Origin of the sequence: Cellulomonas shaoxiangyii, assembly GCF_004798685.1 — a bacterium.
GTDB classification, from domain to species: Bacteria; Actinomycetota; Actinomycetes; order Actinomycetales; family Cellulomonadaceae; genus Cellulomonas; species Cellulomonas shaoxiangyii.
The window spans coordinates 2,863,414-2,884,069 of record NZ_CP039291.1; the positions used below are offsets into that span (position 1 = coordinate 2,863,414).

The following is a 20,656-nucleotide window of genomic DNA, read 5'->3' on the forward strand; positions in this document are numbered from 1 at the left end:
CGCGGCCGTGCGTCAGCGGGTCCGGGTGCAGCGCAGCTGCGGGATCGTCGCGGCCGCGCCGTCGTCGGCGGTCCCGGTGAAGCCGAACACCACCGACTGACGGTCGGCGACCGTGCCGTTCCACGACAGGTTCTCGGCGCTGACGGTGCCGCCGCTCGTCCCGATGTCGGCGCCCCAGCGGTCGTTGATGCCGAGGCCGGGCACGGCCGGCCACTGGACGAGCCAGCCCGTCACCCCGGACGTGGTGGCGGTGACGGTCACCTGGGCCTGGTACCCGCCGGGCCAGGACGTCACGAGCTCGTACCGCGCGGTGCACGCGCCCGCGGGCACGGCCGACGGCGGCGCGACCACCCCGGGCGACGGCGCCGGGGGCGGGGGCGCCGGCGCGCGCGTGGGCTGACCACCGGCGCCACCGCCGCCGCCACCGGTCCCGCCGCCACCGGTCCCGCCGCCACCGGTCCCGCCGCCACCGGTCCCGCCCGCACCGGTTCCGCCCGCACCGGTGCCGGTCGGCGGCGCCGCCGGCTCCCCGGCCCCGTCGGCCGGTGCGGGCGTCGGGGCGCCGGGCACCGCCGGCCCCGGCCCGGGTGCGGCGGGGGCCGGAGTCAGGACGAGCTCGTCGGCGCTGAACGGCGTGACGGTCGGGTTGACGTCGCCGTCCGCGGCGGCGTCCTCGCACGTCGCCCCGGGCCGGTACGAGGTGTGCACGCCCGCGGTGCAGACGCCGTCGGCGACCGCGTCGCCCCCGACGACGACCGTGCCGGACAGGCGTGCCCCGGGGCGCACGACCGCGGCGTCGCGCACGACCGCACGGTCCTGCACGACGGCGCCGTCCTCGACCCATGCGCGCCCCTCGAGCCGGGCGTCGCCGCGCACCTGTGCGGCGCCGCGCACGACGGCCTGCGGGCCGACGTAGACGGTCGGGTCCACGCTCGCGCGGTCGTCGACCCAGCCGCCGCCGTTCGCGTGCCGGTGGCCACCGGCCGCCGGCTCCGCGCCGGCGGGGTCCGCCACGGCGGCGCCCGCGACACGGAACTCGTAGGGGTAGCGCGTCGTCGTGGCGAACGCCTCCCCCGCACGCTCGGGCACGGTGCCCGGCGTCGCCGTGACGACCAGCAGGACCGCGGCGTCACCGGTGCGGGGCGTGAGCGTCACGTCGCCGTCGACGGTCTCGGTCACGGGTCCGTACCGGACGCCGTCGGGCCCGAGCGCGACCATGCCGACGCTCCAGCGGGCGTCGCCGGCCGCGACCGTCTCGGCGTGCCCGCGCACCCGGACGCGCACGTCGCCACCGGACCCGTCGGGGACCAGGCGGACGACCGTGAACCCGTACGCCGCCGGTGCGAACGCACCGGTGACGCGGTGGTGGGACGGGTCGCCGGGCGCCGGCTCGGTCGGCGTCGTGCGGTCCGCGAGCAGCACGGGGTCGATGCCGTCGAGGAGGCCGACGCCGGTCCCGTCGGCATCGGTGCCGGCGGCGTCGCCCGTCGCGGCGCGCATCGCGTACTGCGCCACCCGGCGGTTGAGGGCCTCGGGGCTCGCGGACGTGAGGCGGGCGTACGCGGCGAGCACGGCCTCGCCGTCCCGCGCGTCGGTCCACAGCTCCGCCACGAGCGCCGGGTCGGCGCGCGCGACGAGGGAGTCGAGCAGCAGCCACCCCGCGGCGGCGTGCCGGGTGCTGCCCCAGGCGAGGTGCGGCGCGCGCAGGAGCTCGGTGACGTCGGCGTGCCCGCTCGGCACGGCCAGGGTCGCGAGGTACGCGGCGCTCGCCGAGAGGAACGCCGTGGCCGCGGGACCCGCCGGGCCGCCGCGCTCCGCGGCCGTGATCCGCAGCGCGGCCTCCGCCGACCCGCGCGCGAGCTCCCACGACGTGCCGGCGACGACCGTGGGTCCGGCCTGCACCGCTCCGTCGTGCCCGGGGCCGTCATGCACGGGGCCGTCGCGGGCAGGGCCGTCGCGGGCAGGGCCGTCGCGGGCAGCGCCGTCGGCGGTCGAGCCGTCCGCAGCGGGCGGGTCCGCCGTCGCGCCGCCGTCCGCCGCCCGGTCTGCACCGAGCACGGCGGGAGCCACGCGCAGCACGGCGACGCCGTCCACCACGTCGGCACTCGTCCCGTCGCCGGCCGGCGGTCCCTGGCCGGTGCCGTCGCGCGCTCCGGGACCCTCGCTCCACGTGCCGTCGACCACCACGAGGAGCTTGCGCTCGGCGAGCGGCCCGTCGCGCGCGCCGAGGCCCAGCTCGTCCACGTGCAGGGCGTGCAGGCGCTCGAGCCGGGCGAGCGCGGCGCCCGGGTCGAACGCGAGGTCGCCGTCCGCCGCGCGCGGGTCGGCGCCGGCCCGGTCACCCCACGCGAGGGCGACGCGGTCGCCCTCGCGCACGTGCGCCACGTCCCACGCGGTGCGCCACGCGGCCGGCACGACGAGGTCCCGGGGGCCGCCGGCGGTGGTGCCCAGGGCCGTCGCGAGCACGGCGCCGAGGACGAACGGCACGAGGAGGGCCACGACGAGCGTGCCGCGTCGGATCCTCGCCATGGCGCGTGCGTCTCCTCCCGCCGGATGCGCACGCCGAGGTCCGTGGACCGTGCCCTGCCGTGCTGTCGTCGCCCGAGCCGCGGGCGGCGGGTCGGACGGGTGTCCACCATCGTCGCGCGCCCGAGGGCGAGTCAACGCCCGGATCGTCGCCTCCGGGGCGGTTTCACCCGATGGAGAGGTGGATTCTCATGCGGCTCTCACGCTGCCGCAGCGGTCCGCCCCGATGCGTGCGGGGCGGCCTGCCGGCCGCGTCAGTACCCGGCGTCGGCCGTGAGCCCGCCCAGGACGGCGGCGGTGCCGGACAGCCCGAGCCGCGTCGCCCCGGCCTCGATCATCGCGACGGCGTCCTGCGCCGTCCGGACCCCGCCGGAGGCCTTCACCCCGAGCCGCCCGCCGACCGTGCGGGCCATCAGGCGCACGGCGTGCACGGTGGCGCCACCGGCCGGGTGGAAGCCGGTCGACGTCTTCACGTAGTCCGCACCGGACGCCTCCGCGGCCTCGCACGCCGCGACGATCTCCTCGTCGCTCAGCGCCGCCGACTCGATGATGACCTTGAGGACGGTCGGCGCGGGCGCTGCCGCCCGGACGGCGGCGATGTCCGCCGCGACGTCCGCGAACCGGCCCGCCTTCGCGGCGCCCACGTCGATCACCATGTCGACCTCCGCCGCGCCGTCGCGCACGGCACGGGCAGCCTCGGCGGCCTTGACGTCGCTGTGGTGCTTGCCGGACGGGAAGCCGCAGACGGTCGCGACGAGCAGGTCCGGCTCGCCGTCGAGGCCGACGGGGACCTCGAGCGGCAGGAAGGACGGCGAGACGCACACCGCGTAGACGCCGAGCCGGACGCCCTCCGCGACGAGCGCCTCGACGTCGGCCGTGGTCGCCTCGGGCTTGAGGAGCGTGTGGTCGACGTACCGCGCGAGCGTGACGGCGTCGAGCGGGGCGCCCGTGGTGGGCGTGGGGTCGGTGGTCATGCGCGGTGCCTCCCGGGCCGTGCGGTGCCCGGCGAGACGGCCGGGCGGACGATGCGGTCGACGAGCGCGCGGCGCTCGTCCTCCTGCAGGAACGCGTGCCGTGCGGCGGCGACCGTGACGGCGACGAGGTCGTCGTGCGTCCAGCCGGCCTCGCGGACGAGCAGCTCGAGCTCGCGCGACGGCGACGTTCCGGACTGCAGGCGGTTGTCCGTGCTCACCGTCACCTCGAAGCCGAGGCGCAGCAGCATCGTGACCGGGTGCTCGGCGACGGAGCGCGCGGCACCCGTCTGCACGTTCGAGGACGGGCAGACCTCCAGGGCCAGGCGCCGGTCCCGGACCCAGTGCGCGAGCCGGCCGAGCCGCACCTCGCCGCCCGGGCCGACGTGCACGTCGTCGGCGATGCGCACGCCGTGCCCGAGGCGCAGGGCGCCGGCCCGGTGCACAGCGTCGCCGATCGACGCGAGCCCCGCGGCCTCGCCCGCGTGCACCGTGACGGGGAAGCTCGCGTCGCGCAGCGTGCGGAACGCCGACGCGTGCCGCGACGGCGGGAACCCCTCCTCCGGCCCGGCGAGGTCGAAGGCGACCACGCCGGCGTCGCGGTTCGCGAGCGCGAGAGCGGCGACCTCGTCGGCGCGGTCACCCTGGCGCATCGCGCACAGCACCTGCGTGACGCGGATGTCGTCCCCGGCCGAGCGGGCCTGCGCCATGCCCTCGTCCAGGCCGCCACGGACCGCGTCGACGACCTCCTGCAGCGACAGTCCGCCGCGCTGGTGCTGCTCCGGCGCGTACCGCTCCTCGGCGTGCACGACGCCGTCCGCCGCGAGGTCGAGCACGGCCTCCCTGGCGACGCGACGCAGCGCGTCGGCGGTCTGCAGCACGCCGACGGTGTGGGCGAACGTCTCCAGGTACCGCTCGAGGGAGCCCGACGCGGCGGACTCGACGAACCACCGACCGAGGGCCTCCGGGTCGGTCGTGGGCAGGACGTGCCCGGTCTGCGCCGCGAGGTCGACGACCGTCGCGGGGCGCAGACCCCCGTCGAGGTGGTCGTGCAGGAGGACCTTCGGCAGTGCGCGGACGGCCGCGCCGAGGTCGGCGCCGGGCGTGCCCGACGCCGGGAGGTGCGCGGTCATGCCCCCACCGTAACGGGGTGTCTCACTCCCCCTCGGCCTCGTCGTCGAGCGGGACCTCCTCGGCCTGCTCGACGACGTCGGCCTCCTCCGCCGCGCCGACCAGGTCGGGCCGCGGTGACAGCGGGGCGTAGTCCTCGGGGTCGGGGCGCTCGACGAGCTCGTCCTCGCCGGCCGCGGCGTCGGGGTCCGTCAGCTCCACCGGCAGGTCGGTGTCGGCGGGCACCAGCCCCGCGTCGCGCCAGGCGTCGTTCCCGGGCACCGTGCTCATGGCTCCTCCTCCGGTCGGCCGGTCGGACGTCCCCATCGTGCAGTCCGCCCGCGGGGGCCGCCACAAGAGGCGGACCGCGTCAGTCGGCGGCGACGCGGTCCAGGACGATCCGGCGCGGCGTCGCGGCCCCACCGTCGCGGGCCACCTCGATCGCACCGGCGAGGGCCTCGCGGGCGCGGCCGAACCGCTCGGGGGTGTCGGTGTGCAGCGTGAGCAGGGGCTGCCCGGCCCGCACGCGGTCGCCGGGGCGTGCGTGCAGCTCGACGCCGGCGCCCGCCTGCACGGGGTCCTCCTTGCGGGCGCGCCCCGCACCGAGGCGCCACGCCGCGACGCCGACGGCGTACGCGTCGAGCGTCGTCAGCACGCCGTCGGCCTCAGCGACGACCTGCTCGCGCTCGCGCGCGACGGGGAGCTCGGCGTCGGGGTCGCCGCCCTGCGCGGCGATCATCCGGCGCCACACGTCCATCGCGCGACCGTCGGCGAGGGCGGCCGCGGGGTCCGCGTCCGTGCGCCCGGCCGCGTCGAGCATCTCCCGCGCGAGGGCGACCGTGAGCTCGACGACGTCGGCGGGGCCGCCGCCCGCGAGCACCTCGACCGACTCGCGCACCTCGAGCGCGTTGCCCGCGGTCAGGCCGAGGGGGGTCGACATGTCGGTGAGCAGCGCGACCGTCCGCACGCCCGCGTCGGTGCCGAGCGCCACCATCGTGCGCGCGAGCTCGCCCGCACGGTCGGCGTCCTTCATGAACGCCCCGGAGCCGACCTTGACGTCGAGCACGAGCGAGCCGGTCCCCTCGGCGATCTTCTTGCTCATGATCGAGCTCGCGATGAGGGGGATCGCCTCGACGGTGCCGGTGACGTCGCGCAGCGCGTAGAGCTTGCGGTCGGCGGGCGCGAGGCCGGACCCGGCCGCGCAGATCACGGCGCCGACGTCCTCGAGCTGGCGCATCATCTCGTCGTTCGACAGCGCTGCGCGCCAGCCCGGGATCGACTCGAGCTTGTCCAGCGTGCCGCCGGTGTGGCCGAGGCCGCGCCCGGACAGCTGCGGGACCGCGACGCCGAACACCGCGACGAGCGGCGCCAGCGGCAGCGTGATCTTGTCCCCCACGCCGCCGGTCGAGTGCTTGTCGGACGTCGGGCGCGACAGCCCGGAGAAGTCCATCCGCTCCCCGCTGGCGATCATCGCGGCCGTCCACCGCGCGATCTCGGCGCGGTCCATGCCGTTGAGCAGGATCGCCATCGCGAGCGCGGCCATCTGCTCCTCGGCGACCACGCCGCGGGTGTACGCGTCGACCACCCAGTCCACCTGGGCGTCGGACAACCGCCCGCCGTCCCGCTTGGCGACGATGACGTCGACGGCGTCGAACGGCTCGCTCACGTGCCCTTCCCCTCCTCTGCGGCGTCCCCGGCGGGGACGTCCGCGCTCGCTCGTTCCACGAGGTCCACGGGCCCGAACGCGTCGGGCAGCACCTCGCTCATGGGGCGCACGCCCCGCACGGTCTCGACCAGCAGGCCCGGCCCGCCGTGCTCGTACAGCAGCTGGCGGCAGCGCCCGCACGGCGCCAGCACGTTGCCGTGCCCGTCGACGCACGTGAACGCCACCAGCCGGCCGCCGCCGGTCACGTGCAGCATCGAGACGAGGCTGCACTCGGCGCAGAGCGTGACACCGTACGACGCGTTCTCGACGTTGCAGCCCGTCACCACACGCCCGTCGTCGACAAGCGCGGCGACCCCCACGGGGAAGCGCGAGTACGGCACGTAGGCCCGCTCGAGCATCCCGCGCGCCGCCGCCCGCAGCGCCTCCCAGTCGACGTCGCTCTCGCGCACGGCCACCCCCTGCTCGCTCACTTGACGTACGGGACGCCCTCGGCGGCGGGCGCACGCACCCGGCCGGCGAACCCGGCGACCGCGAGGATCGTCACGATGTACGGCGTCATCAGCAGCAGCTGCGGCGGCACGGAGCTGCCGATGGTGCCCAGCACGGTGCGCAGGTTGTCGGCGAAGCCGAACAGCAGCGCCGCCGCGACGGCGCCCTTGGGGCTCCACCGGCCGAGGATCATCGCGGCGAGCGCGATGAAGCCGCGGCCGCCCGTCATCTCCTTGCCGAACGCGAGGCCCGACGCGACCGTGAAGAACGCGCCGCCGAGCCCGGCGACCGCCGAGCCGAGCAGCGTGTTGCGCACGCGCGTGCGGTTCACGTCGATGCCGACCGTGTCGGCCGCCTTGGGGTGCTCCCCGACCGCGCGCAGGCGCAGGCCCCACCGGCTGCGGAACAGGTACACCTGCAGCGCGATGACGATCACGTACATCAGGTACACGAGCAGCGTCTGGCGGAACAGGATCGGCCCGATCACGGGGATCTGCGACAGCACCGGGACCGGCAGCACCGGCAGCGCCTGGCGCGCGTTCCAGGTGTCCGGGGCCTCCGCCAGCACGGTGGAGAACAGGAAGCTCGTCAGGCCCACGACCAGCACGTTCAGCACGACGCCGACGATGATCTGGTTGACCTGGTACCGCACGGCGAAGAACACGAGCAGCGTGCCGACGAGCGCCCCCGCGACCGGCGCGGCCACGAGCCCGAGGTACGCCGACGCCGTCAGCGAGCCGACGACGGCCGCCATGAAGGCCCCGGCCAGCAGCTGCCCCTCGATCGCGATGTTGACGATCCCGACGCGCTCGCACACGACGCCGGACAGCGCACCGAAGATCAGGGGCGTGGCCAGGAACAGCGTGCCCGTCGCGATGGAGGTCAGCGGGATCACCGCGGCGCGCCCGGCACCCGCGAACGTGAGGAACGCCAGCAGCAGCGCGACGCCGAAGACGACCGGCAGCCACAGGCCCGTGCGGCGGCCCGTACGCGTCCACCAGAACGCGAGCGCGGCGAGCGCCACCGCGACGAGCACCAGCACCCACACGGTCGGGCCCGCGGGGACCGCGAACGCGGGGATCTGGGCGAAGTCGGTCTCGGTCGACAGGCGGAAGCGGGTGTCCCCCGCCGGCGTGCGCAGCGGCATGGCCAGCAGCGCCACCAGGGCGATCGCCGCGTAGGCGATGGCGGCGCGGTAGGTCGGGCGGGCCGGGACGGGGGCGTCCGGCGCCGGCGCGGAGGCGGTGGTCGGGGTGGCCAGGCTCATGCTGCGGCCTCCACGGCGGAGCGGCGGCGCGCACCCGGTACGGGCAGCCGGAAGACCGCGCGCACCAGCGGCGGGGCCGCGATGAACAGGACGATGAGGGACTGCAGGACCAGCACGATGTCGATCGGCGTGCCGGTGCGGGTCTGCATGAGCCGGCCGCCCGCGGCGAACGCGCCGAACAGCAGGCCGGCGAGCACCGTGCCGAGCGGCTTGGAGCGGCCGAGCAGCGCGACGGTGAGGGCGTCGAAGCCGATGCTCCCCGCGATCGCCCCCGTGAGGCTGCGCTCGGTGCCGAGCAGCTGCGCACCGCCGGCCAGGCCCGCGAGCCCACCCGCGACCGCCATGACGAGCACCGTCACCCAGGGCACCGAGATGCCGGCGGTGCGGGCGGCGTGCGGGTTGGACCCGACGGCGCGGAACCGGAAGCCGAGCGTCGAGCGCTCCATCAGCCACCACACGCCCACCGCGGCGAGCAGCGCGAGCGGGAAGCCGAGGTGCAGGCGGAACGCGTCGCCGAGCAGCGGCGGCAGCATCGCGCTCTCCGCGACGGGCCGCCCGACCTGCGGCGTCGCCGACGCGAAGACGCCGGTGGTGAGCAGGTACAGCACGAGGAACACGGCGATGTTGTTGAGCATGATCGTGACGATCACCTCGTGCGCGCCCGTGCGTGCCTTGAGCACGCCGGCGATCGACGCCCACACCGCGCCGCCGACCGCGGCGCCGACCATCGCGAGCAGCAGGTGCAGCACGGGCGGCAGGTCCCAGGTGAAGCCGATCCACGAGGCGACGATCGCGCCGAGCGTGATCTGGCCCTGCGCACCGATGTTGAACAGGCCCGCGCGGAAACCGATGCCGACGCCGAGGCCCGCGAGGATCAGCGGCACCGAGATCGTCAGCGTCTCGGTCAGCGGGCGGACGGCCCGCTGCGGGCTCGTCGCCCCCCAGTCGAACACCGCGCCCTGGAAGAGCGCCGCGTACGCGCCGGACACCGTCTGCCACAGCGCCGTGAAGAAGTCCGACGGCCTCGCGAAGAGGTACCCCGCCGTGCGCTGCACGTCCGGGTCGGCGGCGGCGATGAGCACCGCGCCGATGACGAGCGCGAGCACGATCGCGCACACGGTCATGAGCCACGACGACGCGAGCACGTCCTGCAGGACGCCGGCACCGGACGGCCGGCGGTCCCGCTCGGCGGGCCGGGGCTCCGCCTCGGCGGACGGCCGGTCCGCGGGCGGTGTGCCCTGCTGGCTCATCGGCCCTCCTCCTGCTGGTCGGTGACGTGCACGGCGCGCGGGGCCGCGGCGGGCGGGGCGGGCTGGTCGGCGAGGTCCGCCGCGCCGAGCGTCGTGTGGTGGTGGGCCGCCTGCGGGACGGCCTCCTCGAGCGGCACGCCGGCCATCATGAGGCCGAGCACGTCGCGGTCCGTGCTGCCGGGCACGACCCCGACCACCCGGCCGCGGTACATCACGGCGATGCGGTCGGCGAGCGCCACGACCTCGTCGAGCTCGGTCGAGACGATCACGACGGCGGTGCCGTTGTCCCGCTCCTGCACGATCCGCTTGTGCACGAACTCGATCGACCCGACGTCGAGCCCGCGCGTCGGCTGCGAGGCGACGAGCAGGCGCAGCGGGCGGGACATCTCCCGCGCGAGGACGACCTTCTGCTGGTTGCCGCCGGACAGCGTGCCGGCGTGCGCGTCGACCGACGGCGTGCGGACGTCGAACTCGACGACGCGGCGCTCGGCGTTGCGGCGCAGCTCGCCGCGGTCGATCGCGCCGCGACGCGAGTACGGCGCGGTGTCGACGAGGTCGAGGACGAGGTTCTCCTGGATGGAGAAGTCCACGATGACGCCGTCGGTGCTGCGGTCCTCGGGCACGAAGCCCAGGCCGGCGCGCAGCCGGTCGCGCACGGACAGGCCCGTCAGGTCGGTCCCGTCGAGGTGCAGCGACCCGGCGGTGGGGTGCACGAGGCCGAGCACGGCCTCCGCGAGCTCGGTCTGCCCGTTGCCCTGCACGCCGGCGACGGCGAGGATCTCGCCGCCCGCGACCTCGAGGTCGACCTGGTCCACGACCGCCGTGCCGACCGCGTCGAGCACCGTCAGGCCCGCCACGCGCAGCACGACGTCCCCCGGCGCGGCGGCCTCCTTGTCGACGCCCAGGGAGACGGCCCGGCCCACCATGAGGGAGGCGAGCTCCGTCTCGGGCGCCGACGGCTCCGCCGTGCCGACGACCGTGCCGCGGCGGATGACCGTGATCCGGTCCGCGACGGCGCGCACCTCGCGCAGCTTGTGCGTGATGAACAGGATCGACGTCCCGGCCGCCTTGAGCTGACGCATGATCTCGATGAGCTCGTCGGTCTCCTGCGGCGTCAGCACCGCCGTCGGCTCGTCGAGGATCAGCACCTTGGCGTCGCGCGACAGCGCCTTGATGATCTCGACGCGCTGCTGCACCCCGACGGGGAGCTCCTCGACCGTCGCGTCCGGGTCGACGTGGAAGCCGAAGCGGTCCGCGACCTCGGACACCTGCCGGCGCGCACGCCGCAGGTCGAGGAGCCCGGCGCCGCCCGTGGGCTCGTGCCCGAGGGCCACGTTCTCGGCCACCGTGAAGACCGGCACGAGCATGAAGTGCTGGTGCACCATGCCGATGCCGGCCGCCATCGCGTCGCCCGGCCCGTCGAACGTCACCGGCTCGCCGTCGAGCAGGATCTGCCCCTCGTCGGGCCGGTACAGCCCGTAGAGGACGTTCATCAGGGTGCTCTTGCCGGCACCGTTCTCGCCCAGCAGGGCGTGGATCTGTCCGGGCTCCACGACGAGGTCGATCGCGTCGTTCGCGGTGAACGACCCGAACCTCTTCGTGATGCCGCGCAGCTCGAGCCTCATCCGACCCGCTTCCCGTTCGTCGTCCGCCCGCCCGACGTGCGTCCTCGCACGTCACCCGTCTGCCGCCGGCCTGTCCTCTCGCCGACCGTACACGCCGGCGAACGTGCGGGTCCGTCGCACGCGACGGCCCGGGTGGTCGCCCACCCGGGCCGTCGTCCGTGCACCGCGCCTCAGGGCGCGGCGTGCGTCACGGGGTGTTCGGGGACTCGACCACGAGGTCGCCGGAGACGATCTGCGACTGCAGCTCCTCGACGCGGTCCTTCACGTCCTGCGGGACGGCGTCCTCGAAGTCGTGGAACGGCGCGATGCCCACGCCCTCGTTCTCGAGCGTGCCGACGTAGGGCTCGTTGGTGAACTCACCCTCCGACGCCTGCTGGATCGAGTCGAAGACGGCCTGGCCGATCTCCTTCATGACCGAGGTGAGGATGATCGAGCCGTACTCGGTGGACTCGAAGCCGTCGGAGTCGACCCAGATGATCTTCGCGCCGGGCTTGCCCTCGGCGGCGGCGGCGGCACCCTGACCGACCGGGCCGGCGACCGGCATGATGATGTCGGCGCCCTGGTCGAGGAAGCCCTGCGTGATGTTCTGGCCGTTCGCCTGCGTCTCGAAGTCGCCGGAGAACTGGCCCTCCTGCGTCTCCTTGTCCCAGCCGAGGACCTGGACGTCCTCGCCGGAGTCCTCGTTCCACTGGGCGACGCCGTCGACGAAGCCGTCCATGAAGATCTGGACCGACGGGATCGGCAGGCCGCCGAAGGTGCCGACGATGCCGGTCTCGGTGGTCGCGCCGGCGACGTAGCCGGCGAGGAACGCGGCCTCGGCCGTGTTGAACAGCAGCGGCTTGGCGTTGTCGAGCTCGATCGTGTTGAACTCGTCGTCCGAGAACGCGGAGTCGATGAGGCCGAACTGGATGTCCGGGTTGGCCTCGGCGGCCTCCTGGATGGCGGGCTCGAGCAGGAAGCCGACGCCGATGATGTAGGTGCAGCCGTCCTGCACGAGGGAGTCGATGTTGGGGCCGTAGTCGGCGTCCGCGGTGGACTCCACCGCGTTGACCTCGACGCCCAGCTCCTCCGCCGCGCGCTGCAGGCCCTCGTAGCCGGACTGGTTGAACGACTGGTCGTCCCAGCCGCCCTGGTCCGACACCATGCACGCCTTGAAGTCGGAGGCTGCCGCGGTCTCGCCGCCGCCCGCCGTCGACTCGGTCTCCTCGGGGGCACTGCCACAGGCCGTGAGGGCCAGGACGACGGCCCCGCCCAGCGCGGCCGCTCGCATGATCGTCTTCACGAAGGTCGTCTCCATGTTCTCGTCGTCGCACCGGGGTGCCGGTCCCGGCGGCGCACCGCGCAGGGGACGCGCAGGTGCACGAACTCGCCTGCGCCGTCACCCGGACCCTAGGCACGCGGGCGTGACGGAGAGGTTACCGACGCGTATCGGCGCAGGTTCCGTGATGAGATCGCAACCTGGTCCCGAGCCACGGACCCCTCGTCCGGGTCGCAAGACGGACGAACCGCGCGTCCGGCGTGCCGCAGGCCCCGACCGTCCGCGCCCGCTCAGTCGTGGCGGGCGGTCTCGGCCGGCGTGCGCCCGGCCAGCTGCGCCGCGCGGGCCAGCAGCAGCGCACCGGCCTCGACCGCGCGCTCGTCCACGCGCAGGTCGCCCTGGTGGATGTCGTACGTGTGGCCGCCGGGCGTGCGCGTGCCGAGCCGCGCCATCGCGCCCGGCACCTTCTGCAGGTACCAGGCGAAGTCCTCCCCGCCCAGGGACTGCTCGGTCAGGCGCACGGACGCGGGGCCCAGGACGTCGCGCGCGGCGGCCTCGAGCACGCCCGTCGCGCCCTCGGTGTTCTGGACCGGCGGGACGCCGCGCGCGTGCTTGACCTCGACGTCGAGCCCGAACGGGCGGACGACGTCGTGCACCGCCTGCTCCAGCACCTGCGACGCCTGCTCCCAGGCACGCACGTCGAGGCAGCGGAGCGTGCCCAGCAGCGTGCCCGTGGACGGGATGGCGTTGTGCACCGTGCCGGCGCGCACGGCGCCCCACGTCAGGTTGACGCCCGAGCGGGGGTCGAGGCGCCGCCCCAGCACCGCGGGGACCTGCGTGACGACCTGCCCGAGGGCGAACACCAGGTCGCCCGTCAGGTGCGGGCGCGAGGTGTGCCCGCCGCGGCCCGTGAGCGTCACCGTGACCTCGTCGGACGCCGACGTGATCGGGCCGATGCGCGTGCCGACGAGGCCGACGTCGAGCTTCGGGTCGCAGTGCACCCCGAAGATCCGGGAGACGCCGTCGAGGCCGCCGGCCGCCATCACGTCGAGCGCGCCGCCGGGCTGCACCTCCTCCGCGGGCTGGAAGATCAGCCGGACGCCGCCCCGGAGCGTGTCCGCCACCTGCGCGAGCGCCAGCCCCGCACCGAGCACGGCGGCCGTGTGCACGTCGTGCCCGCACGCGTGGGCGACGCCGCGCACGGTCGACGCCCACGGCAGGCGGCACGCGTCGGGCACGGGCAGCGCGTCCAGGTCCGCCCGCAGGGCGACCCGGCGCGTCCCGAGCGGGCCGACCGTCGGGCCGATGTCGCACCACAGGCCCGACCCGGGCAGCAGGTGCGGCTCCAGGCCGGCGGCCCGCAGGCGCTCGGCGACCACGCGGGTCGTGCGCTCCTCGGTCCGGCCCAGCTCCGGGTGCGCGTGCAGGTCGCGCCGGACCTCCACGAGCTCGTCGCGCAGCCCGGCCACCACGTCTGCCAGCGCGCGCGCCTCCGCGTCGACCGCCTCGGGGGCCAGCGACCGCAGGGACGGCACCACGTGCTCACGCGCCACGTCCGCCCCGTCACGACCGTCGACGGCGGCCTGCGGCACGGGCGGCCCGGGGTCTCCCGCGGCGGGCACGGCGGGCACGTCGGGCGTGGCGGTGCGGTCGGAGGGGTGCGCGGACACGGCCCCGACTGTATCCGGCGCCCTCAGAGCAGGTCGTCGCGTCCGCGCGCACGCCAGGCGTCGACGGCGCCCTTCACCTGCTGGGCGTGCGCACGCGTCGTGACGAGCACGGCGTCGGGGGTGTCGACGACGACGGCGTCCGGCACGCCGACGACGCTGACCGTCCGCCCGCCCGCCACGACGACGCTGCCCTCGGCGTCGAGGCGCAGCACCGTGGTCGCGTCGCCCAGGGTCGCGTCGCCCCCGGCGGCGTCGAGCAGCCCGCCGAGCGACGCGAAGTCGCCGACGTCGTCCCAGCCGAAGCCGCCGGGCACGACCGCGACGCCGCCCGCCGCGGCGACGGGCTCCGCGATGGCGTGGTCGATCGCGATCTTCGTCAGCCCCGGCCACGTGTCGGCGAGGCGTGCGTCGCGCTCCGGGGTGTCCCACGCGGCCGCGATGCGTCGCAGGCCGTCGTGCAGCGCCGGGAGCTGCGCGGCGAGGTGGTCGAGCAGCACGGCGGCGCGCACGACGAACATGCCGCCGTTCCAGCTGTACTCCCCCGTCGCGAGGTACGCCGCCGCGGTCTGCGCGTCCGGCTTCTCGGCGAAGCCGGCGACGTGGCGCGCGCTCGGTGCGCCCGCGACCCCCAGGGGCGCACCCCCACGGACGTAGCCGAACGCGGTCGACGGCTCCGTCGCCTCGATGCCGACGGTCACCACGTACCCCGCCCGCGCGGCCTCGACGGCCTCGCGCACCGTGGCCTCGAACACCTCCGTGCCGGTGATGACGTGGTCGGCCGCGAACGAGCCGAGCACGACGTCGGCCCCGTGCCGCTCGAGCAGGACGGCCGCGGCGAGGCCGATGGCGGCCATGGAGTCGCGCGGGCTGGGCTCGGCGAGGACGTTGTCCGGACCGAGCCCCGGGAGCTGCTCCGCCACCGCGGCGGCGTGCCGGGTGCCCGTCACGACGAGCACGTTCCCCGGCCCCGTGAGCGGCAGGAGCCGGTCGACGGTCGCCTGCAGGAGCGTGCGACCGCTCCCCGTGAGGTCGAGCAGGAACTTCGGCCGGCCGGCGCGGCTCAGCGGCCACAGGCGCGTGCCGGCACCCCCGGCGGGGACGACGGCGTGGAAGCCGGGGACCGGGGTGACGGTGGGTGCGGGCTGCATGGCGCCACGGTAGCGAGCGGCGGCGCACCCGCGGGGACGCTCCCGAGGGCGGGATCGCCGGGCCCCGCGAGAGCACTCCCGGGCCGTCGGCGTACCACCGTCTCAGCGTGTGGACTTGGTCACAAAGTCCCTGCCCAGGGGTCGGGATGCCTCGTGACGGCGGCCGGCGCACCACGCGGTCACTAGAGTGAGGGCAGACCCGGACAACGCCGTCCACGCCGACTCGCCCCAGGAGGCACCCACGTGTCCACAGCGCCCACCGCGCCCACGCGGCCGGCCGGAACGCTCTACCGCGGGCGCGAAGGCATGTGGTCGTGGGTAGCCCACCGCATCACCGGCTTCGCGATCTTCTTCTTCCTGCTCGTCCACGTGCTCGACACGGCCCTCGTGCGCGTCTCGCCCGAGGCGTACAACGACGTCATCGGGACGTACAAGAACCCGATCATGGGTCTGGGCGAGGCGGGCCTGGTGCTCGCGATCGTGTTCCACGCCTTCAACGGCCTGCGGATCATCCTCGTGGACTTCTGGTGGAAGGGGACGCGCTACCAGCGCGTCATGCTCTGGGTCGTCATGGGCCTCGTCGTCGTGACGATGGCCGGCTTCCTCCCCCGCCACCTCATGAACGTGTTCGGAGGCCACTGACCATGACGACCATCGCGGACCCCAAGGCCCCGCGGCCCTCGCGGCCCGGCCCGACCCGCCGCTCGACGCACGGCAACACCGAGCTCTACGCGTGGGTGTTCATGCGCGTCTCGGGCGTCGTGCTGGTCGTGCTGATCTTCGGCCACCTGTTCGTCAACCTCGTCGCGGGCGAGGGCATCAGCGCCATCGACTTCGGCTTCGTGGCCGGCAAGTGGGCGTCGCCGTTCTGGCAGGTCTGGGACCTGCTGATGCTGTGGCTCGCCATGCTGCACGGCACCAACGGCGTCCGGGTCATCATCAGCGACTACGCCGAGAAGGACTCCACGCGGCTCGTGCTCACGAGCCTGCTGTACCTCGCGACGGTCGTCGTGGTCGTGCTCGGCACGCTCGTCATCTTCACGTTCGACCCGTGCCCCCCGAACAGCCCGGCGGACCTGCTGCCGTCGTTCTGCACGGCCTGACACCGGCACCGGCGCCCCACACCCAGGAAGGCATCGCCTCGATGCAGACCCACCAGTACGACGTCGTCATCGTCGGCGCGGGCGGCGCCGGCATGCGCGCGGCGCTCGAGTCCTCGACCCGCGTGCGCACCGCCGTCATCTCCAAGCTCTACCCCACGCGCTCCCACACCGGCGCGGCGCAGGGCGGCATGTGCGCCGCCCTCGCCAACGTCGAGGAGGACAACTGGGAGTGGCACACGTTCGACACCGTCAAGGGCGGGGACTACCTGGTCGACCAGGACGCCGCCGAGGTCATGGCCAAGGAGGCCATCGACGCGGTGCTCGACCTGGAGAAGATGGGCCTGCCGTTCAACCGGACGCCCGAGGGCCGCATCGACCAGCGCCGGTTCGGCGGGCACACCCGCAACCACGGTGAGGCCGCGGTGCGCCGGTCCTGCTACGCGGCGGACCGCACGGGTCACATGATCCTGCAGACCCTGTACCAGCAGTGCGTGAAGAACGACGTCGAGTTCTTCAACGAGTTCTACGTCCTGGACCTGCTGGTCGACCACGACCTCGCCGCGACCACGGTCGCCGACGGCGAGGAGGTCAACGTCTCCGGCGTCGTCGCGTACGAGCTCGCGACCGGTGAGATCCACGTCTTCCAGGCCAAGTCGGTCGTGCTCGCCACGGGCGGCGCCGGCAAGATCTACAAGACGACCTCCAACGCGCACACGCTGACGGGCGACGGCATGGCCCTGGCGTACCGCCGCGGCATCCCGCTCGAGGACATGGAGTTCTTCCAGTTCCACCCGACGGGCCTCGCGGGCCTCGGCATCCTGCTCTCGGAGGCCGCGCGCGGCGAGGGCGGCATCCTGCGCAACTCCGAGGGCGAGCGCTTCATGGAGCGCTACGCCCCGACCATCAAGGACCTCGCGCCGCGCGACATCGTCGCCCGCTCGATGGCGAACGAGGTGCGCGAGGGCCGCGGCGCCGGGCCGAACAAGGACTACGTCCTGCTCGACCTGACGCACCTGGAGCCGGCGCACATCGACGCCAAGCTCCCGGACATCACGGAGTTCGCGCGCACCTACCTCGGCATCGAGCCCTACACGGAGCCCGTCCCGGTGTACCCGACGGCGCACTACGCGATGGGCGGCATCCCGACGAACATCGAGGGCGAGGTCCTGCGCAACAGCACCGACGTCATCAAGGGCCTGTACGCGGCCGGCGAGGTCGCGTGCGTCTCGGTGCACGGGTCGAACCGGCTCGGCACCAACTCGCTGCTCGACATCAACGTGTTCGGCAAGCGCTCGGGCCGGTCGGCCGCCGCGTACGCCGCGACGGCGCCGTTCGTGGAGCTCCCCGAGAACCCCGCCACGACCGTCATGGCGGAGCTCGAGACGATCCGCACGCGTCCGGACGGCGAGCGCGTCGCGGACATCCGCCGCGCGCTGCAGGAGACGATGGACGCGAACGCGCAGGTGTTCCGCACGCGCGAGTCGCTCACGCAGGCGCTCGACGACATCCACGTCCTGCGCAAGCGGTACACGGCCGTGAGCGTGCAGGACAAGAGCCGCACGTTCAACACCGACCTGCTCGAGGCGGTCGAGCTCGGCTTCCTGCTCGACATCGCCGAGACCGTGGTCGTCGGCGCCCTCAACCGCAAGGAGTCGCGCGGCGGGCACTTCCGCGAGGACTTCCCGGACCGCGACGACGCGCAGTACATGCGGCACACGATGGCGTACCGCCGCCCCGTGGGCCTCGACGGCGGGTCGGCCGAGGGCGGCGACGCCGCCGGGACGTTCGCGCACACCGAGCCGTTCGACGGGTACCAGCTCGTCCTCGGGTCCAAGCCCGTCACCATGACCCGCTACCAGCCGATGGAGCGCAAGTACTGATGACCGCCACAGTCGAAGCACCAGCACCCGAGGTCGGTGCCGTCCCCTCGTTCGAGGTCACGCTGAAGGTCCGGCGCTTCCTCCCCGCGGACGAGGACGTCCCGGCGTTCGGCGAGGCCTTCGAGGCCGAGCCCCGCTGGGACGAGTTCACGGTCACCGTGCACGGCACGGACCGCGTCCTCGACGCCCTGCACAAGATCAAGTGGGAGCACGACGGCTCCCTCACGTTCCGCCGCTCGTGCGCGCACGGCATCTGCGGCTCGGACGCCATGCGGATCAACGGCCGCAACCGCCTCGCGTGCAAGACGCTGCTCAAGGACCTCGACCCGAGCAAGCCGATCGTCGTCGAGCCCATCAAGGGCCTGCCGGTGGTCAAGGACCTCGTCGTCGACATGGAGCCGTTCTTCGCGTCCTACCGCGAGATCATGCCGTTCCTCATCACCACGGGCACGGAGCCGACCAAGGAGCGCCTGCAGTCGGCGCAGCAGCGCGAGCGCTTCGACGACACCACCAAGTGCATCCTGTGCGCCGCGTGCACGTCGTCCTGCCCGGTCTTCTGGACGGACGGGCAGTACTTCGGCCCCGCGGCGATCGTCAACGCGCACCGGTTCATCTTCGACAGCCGGGACGAGGGCGGCGCGCAGCGCCTCGAGATCCTCAACGACAAGGAGGGCGTGTGGCGCTGCCGCACGACCTTCAACTGCACCGAGGCGTGCCCGCGCGGCATCGAGGTGACGAAGGCGATCCAGGAGGTCAAGCGCGCGATGATCACGCGTGCCTTCTGAGCCGCCCCGCACCGTGCACGACGACACGACGCCGCCCGACCCGACGCCCGGCCCCGCCCGGTACGTCGAGCCGGGCGGCGTCGCGCGTGAGGAGACCCTGCCGGGCGGCAACGTCGGCGGGGCGGTCCGCCGGGGCGCGACGGTGCGCCGCCCCGCCGGCCCGTGGACGCCCGCCGTGCACGCGCTCCTCGCGCACGTGCGCGCCCGGGGGCTGGACGGCGTGCCGGACCCGCTCGGCGTCGACGAGGCCGGCCGTGAGGTGCTGGCGTTCCTGCCCGGCGAGCCGGTGGACCTGGCGGAGGTCACGGACGCGCGGCTCGCGTCCGCGGCGCGGTGGCTCGCCCGCTACCACGCGGCCGTCGCCGACTTCCGGCCCGGGCGCCGCCGGTGGCGGTTCGAGGAGCGGGACCTGCGCCCCGGCGAGATCGTCTGCCACCACGACGCGACGCTCTACAACATGCTCGTGCGCGCCCCGGGGGCCGACGACGTCGTCGGCGTCGTCGACTGGGACGTCGCGGGGCCGGGCGTGCCCCTCGACGAGCTCGCGATGCTCGCCTGGAGCGGCGTGCCGTTCTACCTCGACCCCGGTCCGCAGGAGGGCGCGCGCCGCCTGCGCCTCCTCGTCGGCGCGTACGGCGCCCAGGGCGCGGACGTGGGGCTGGCGGCCCCCGCGGCGCCGGACGTGGCGCGGCACGTCGTCGTGCGGATGACCGCGGCGTGCGACCGCATCGCGGCCGGCCAGGCCGCCGGCGACCTGGGCATGCGCAACCTCGCGCACGTCGGCGAGCCGGCGCGCACGCGGGCGGGGGTCGCGGCCTACGCCGAGCGGCTGCCCGGCCTGCTCGCGGCGCTCGCAGCCGCGGCGGCCGCCGCCGCGGCGGCGTCCTCGTCCGCCTGAGCGTTCGGGTCCACGTACGGCGGGTCGGCGGTCCACGCGGCCGCGAGCAGCACGATCCGCGCGATGAGGTTGACCCACAGCAGCAGCACCGCGACGACCGCGAACGAGGCCAGGACGGGGTTGTCCTGCACGGAGCCGGACACCGCCGTGGTCCCCAGCAGGCGGACCACGCCGAGCCCGGCCGCCGCGATGGCGGCCCCGCCGAGCAGGTCGCGCCGCGGCGGCGCCTGCCCGGCGAGCGCCCGCACGATCAGGACGAACAGCGTCGCGTCCATGACGAACGCGACGGCGACGCCGAGGACGCGCACCACGATCCCCGAGCGGTCGTCCCACCCGACGAGGCCCATGAGCCAGTCCGCCGCGGTCGTCACGCCGAGCCCGACCAGGGCGGTCACGAGGACGGCCACGCCGACGCCGACGAACCCCCCGAGCTCGCGCAGCTTGCCGACCACGAGGGTGTCCGCGCGGTACACCCCGAACATCGCCTGCACCCCCGTGCGCAGCGCCGCGATCGCCCGGATGCCGGTGAACACCAGCACCACGACGGCGACGAGACCGGCGACGGACAGCCCGGTGGAGAGCTCCAGCTGGTCGGGTCGCAGCAGGCCCTTCCCGTCACCGGTGTCGAGGAGCCCGGGCAGCGACGACGCGATCGTGTCCAGCACGGTCGCCCGCAGCTCCGCGTTGCGGCCCAGCAGCGCCATGAAGACGGTGTACCCGAGCGCAAGCCCGGCGAACACCGAGAAGAGCGCGGCGTACGCGATGCCGCCCGAGAGCACGGCGCCCCCCGTGCGGCCGAACCGCGCGACGGTCCGGCCCGCCCGCGTGTGGTTCCACCAGGCCAGGAGCGCCTGCCCGCGCGCCACCAGGCCACGGAACCCGGGCGCCCAGCGCGGGGCCGTGACCGGGTCGGGCGCGGCGGCAGCCGCGGCCACGTGCGCCTCCCCCGACCCCGCGGCCGGGCGTACGACGGTGCGCTCGGGCGTGGTGCGGGTGCGTGCCATGGGCCG

Annotated in this window: 18 protein-coding genes; 5 read left to right on the forward strand and 13 right to left on the reverse strand. The window is 75.0% G+C overall.

Features of this window, described 5'->3' with window-relative positions:
- Positions 1 to 12: 12 nt before the first annotated feature.
- The 12 genes from E5225_RS12900 to E5225_RS12955 all read right to left on the reverse strand — a co-directional run bounded on the left by E5225_RS12900 (position 13) and on the right by E5225_RS12955 (position 14,980).
- Positions 13 to 2,529 carry a DUF6055 domain-containing protein gene (locus E5225_RS12900; protein WP_136225454.1) on the reverse strand — a complete coding sequence of 839 codons (2,517 nt, stop codon included), beginning with the start codon at positions 2,527 to 2,529 and terminating at the stop codon, positions 13 to 15.
- A gap of 251 nt (positions 2,530 to 2,780) precedes the next feature.
- Positions 2,781 to 3,500: a deoxyribose-phosphate aldolase gene (gene deoC / locus E5225_RS12905; RefSeq protein WP_135974289.1), complete on the reverse strand. Its 720-nt coding sequence runs from the start codon at positions 3,498 to 3,500 to the stop codon at positions 2,781 to 2,783.
- Positions 3,497 to 4,630, reverse strand: coding sequence for an adenosine deaminase (locus E5225_RS12910; protein WP_135974290.1), 1,134 nt, complete (start codon positions 4,628 to 4,630; stop codon positions 3,497 to 3,499). Before E5225_RS12910 ends, deoC begins: the two co-directional genes overlap by 4 nt.
- 22 nt (positions 4,631 to 4,652) lie before the next feature.
- Positions 4,653 to 4,898 carry a hypothetical protein gene (locus tag E5225_RS12915; RefSeq protein WP_135974291.1) on the reverse strand — a complete coding sequence of 82 codons (246 nt, stop codon included), beginning with the start codon at positions 4,896 to 4,898 and terminating at the stop codon, positions 4,653 to 4,655.
- 79 nt (positions 4,899 to 4,977) lie between these two features.
- Positions 4,978 to 6,273: a thymidine phosphorylase gene (locus tag E5225_RS12920; protein ID WP_135974292.1), complete on the reverse strand. Its 1,296-nt coding sequence runs from the start codon at positions 6,271 to 6,273 to the stop codon at positions 4,978 to 4,980.
- Positions 6,270 to 6,743 carry a cytidine deaminase gene (locus E5225_RS17765; RefSeq protein ID WP_279536560.1) on the reverse strand — a complete coding sequence of 158 codons (474 nt, stop codon included), beginning with the start codon at positions 6,741 to 6,743 and terminating at the stop codon, positions 6,270 to 6,272. Before E5225_RS17765 ends, E5225_RS12920 begins: the two co-directional genes overlap by 4 nt.
- The gene (locus E5225_RS17770) at positions 6,740 to 8,029 is read right to left on the reverse strand and encodes an ABC transporter permease (protein ID WP_135974294.1); all 1,290 of its coding nucleotides are present in this window, start codon (positions 8,027 to 8,029) and stop codon (positions 6,740 to 6,742) included. The genes E5225_RS17765 and E5225_RS17770 overlap by 4 nt, the downstream gene beginning before the upstream one ends.
- Positions 8,026 to 9,279 carry an ABC transporter permease gene (locus E5225_RS12935; protein ID WP_135974295.1) on the reverse strand — a complete coding sequence of 418 codons (1,254 nt, stop codon included), beginning with the start codon at positions 9,277 to 9,279 and terminating at the stop codon, positions 8,026 to 8,028. The genes E5225_RS17770 and E5225_RS12935 overlap by 4 nt, the downstream gene beginning before the upstream one ends.
- Positions 9,276 to 10,904, reverse strand: coding sequence for an ABC transporter ATP-binding protein (locus tag E5225_RS12940; protein WP_135974296.1), 1,629 nt, complete (start codon positions 10,902 to 10,904; stop codon positions 9,276 to 9,278). The genes E5225_RS12935 and E5225_RS12940 overlap by 4 nt, the downstream gene beginning before the upstream one ends.
- 187 nt (positions 10,905 to 11,091) lie before the next feature.
- Positions 11,092 to 12,201 (reverse strand): BMP family lipoprotein, encoded by a 1,110-nt coding sequence (locus tag E5225_RS12945; RefSeq protein WP_243738331.1) that lies wholly within the window; start codon positions 12,199 to 12,201, stop codon positions 11,092 to 11,094.
- A gap of 251 nt (positions 12,202 to 12,452) precedes the next feature.
- The gene (locus E5225_RS12950; RefSeq protein WP_424945143.1) at positions 12,453 to 13,679 is read right to left on the reverse strand and encodes an amidohydrolase; all 1,227 of its coding nucleotides are present in this window, start codon (positions 13,677 to 13,679) and stop codon (positions 12,453 to 12,455) included.
- A gap of 176 nt (positions 13,680 to 13,855) precedes the next feature.
- The gene (locus tag E5225_RS12955; protein ID WP_135974297.1) at positions 13,856 to 14,980 is read right to left on the reverse strand and encodes a mannose-1-phosphate guanylyltransferase; all 1,125 of its coding nucleotides are present in this window, start codon (positions 14,978 to 14,980) and stop codon (positions 13,856 to 13,858) included.
- A gap of 243 nt (positions 14,981 to 15,223) precedes the next feature.
- Here E5225_RS12955 and sdhC point away from each other — a divergent pair, with 243 nt between their 5' ends.
- From sdhC to E5225_RS12980, 5 genes are read left to right on the forward strand one after another with little or no spacing between them, the layout of a single operon-like run.
- The gene (sdhC, locus tag E5225_RS12960) at positions 15,224 to 15,622 is read left to right on the forward strand and encodes a succinate dehydrogenase, cytochrome b556 subunit (protein ID WP_135974298.1); all 399 of its coding nucleotides are present in this window, start codon (positions 15,224 to 15,226) and stop codon (positions 15,620 to 15,622) included.
- A gap of 2 nt (positions 15,623 to 15,624) precedes the next feature.
- On the forward strand, positions 15,625 to 16,083 hold the full coding sequence (gene sdhD / locus E5225_RS12965; protein ID WP_135974299.1) for a succinate dehydrogenase, hydrophobic membrane anchor protein: 459 nt from the start codon (positions 15,625 to 15,627) through the stop codon (positions 16,081 to 16,083).
- A 41-nt stretch (positions 16,084 to 16,124) separates the two neighbouring features.
- Complete coding sequence (gene sdhA, locus E5225_RS12970) at positions 16,125 to 17,963, forward strand: succinate dehydrogenase flavoprotein subunit (RefSeq protein ID WP_135974300.1); 1,839 nt, start codon at positions 16,125 to 16,127, stop codon at positions 17,961 to 17,963.
- The gene (locus E5225_RS12975) at positions 17,963 to 18,748 is read left to right on the forward strand and encodes a succinate dehydrogenase iron-sulfur subunit (RefSeq protein WP_135974301.1); all 786 of its coding nucleotides are present in this window, start codon (positions 17,963 to 17,965) and stop codon (positions 18,746 to 18,748) included. Before sdhA ends, E5225_RS12975 begins: the two co-directional genes overlap by 1 nt.
- Entirely contained in the window at positions 18,738 to 19,646 is a 909-nt protein-coding gene (locus E5225_RS12980) for a phosphotransferase (protein ID WP_243738332.1), read from the forward strand. The genes E5225_RS12975 and E5225_RS12980 overlap by 11 nt, the downstream gene beginning before the upstream one ends.
- Here the strand turns inward: E5225_RS12980 and E5225_RS12985 are convergent.
- On the reverse strand, positions 19,565 to 20,650 hold the full coding sequence (locus E5225_RS12985; protein WP_135974302.1) for a YihY/virulence factor BrkB family protein: 1,086 nt from the start codon (positions 20,648 to 20,650) through the stop codon (positions 19,565 to 19,567). The genes E5225_RS12980 and E5225_RS12985 overlap by 82 nt on opposite strands.
- Between the last annotated feature and the right edge of the window lie 6 nt (positions 20,651 to 20,656).

Coding starts and splice junctions, on each gene's coding strand:
- E5225_RS12955 (WP_135974297.1), bottom strand. CDS start 14,980: ATGCAGCCCGCACCCACCGTCACCCCGGTCCCCGGCTTCCACGCCGTC.
- E5225_RS12935 (WP_135974295.1), bottom strand. CDS start 9,279: ATGAGCCAGCAGGGCACACCGCCCGCGGACCGGCCGTCCGCCGAGGCG.
- E5225_RS12940 (WP_135974296.1), bottom strand. CDS start 10,904: ATGAGGCTCGAGCTGCGCGGCATCACGAAGAGGTTCGGGTCGTTCACC.
- E5225_RS12910 (WP_135974290.1), bottom strand. CDS start 4,630: ATGACCGCGCACCTCCCGGCGTCGGGCACGCCCGGCGCCGACCTCGGC.
- sdhA (WP_135974300.1), top strand. CDS start 16,125: ATGCAGACCCACCAGTACGACGTCGTCATCGTCGGCGCGGGCGGCGCC.
- E5225_RS17770 (WP_135974294.1), bottom strand. CDS start 8,029: ATGAGCCTGGCCACCCCGACCACCGCCTCCGCGCCGGCGCCGGACGCC.
- E5225_RS12975 (WP_135974301.1), top strand. CDS start 17,963: ATGACCGCCACAGTCGAAGCACCAGCACCCGAGGTCGGTGCCGTCCCC.
- E5225_RS12915 (WP_135974291.1), bottom strand. CDS start 4,898: ATGAGCACGGTGCCCGGGAACGACGCCTGGCGCGACGCGGGGCTGGTG.
- sdhD (WP_135974299.1), top strand. CDS start 15,625: ATGACGACCATCGCGGACCCCAAGGCCCCGCGGCCCTCGCGGCCCGGC.
- E5225_RS12900 (WP_136225454.1), bottom strand. CDS start 2,529: ATGGCGAGGATCCGACGCGGCACGCTCGTCGTGGCCCTCCTCGTGCCG.
- deoC (WP_135974289.1), bottom strand. CDS start 3,500: ATGACCACCGACCCCACGCCCACCACGGGCGCCCCGCTCGACGCCGTC.
- E5225_RS12945 (WP_243738331.1), bottom strand. CDS start 12,201: ATGGAGACGACCTTCGTGAAGACGATCATGCGAGCGGCCGCGCTGGGC.
- E5225_RS12985 (WP_135974302.1), bottom strand. CDS start 20,650: ATGGCACGCACCCGCACCACGCCCGAGCGCACCGTCGTACGCCCGGCC.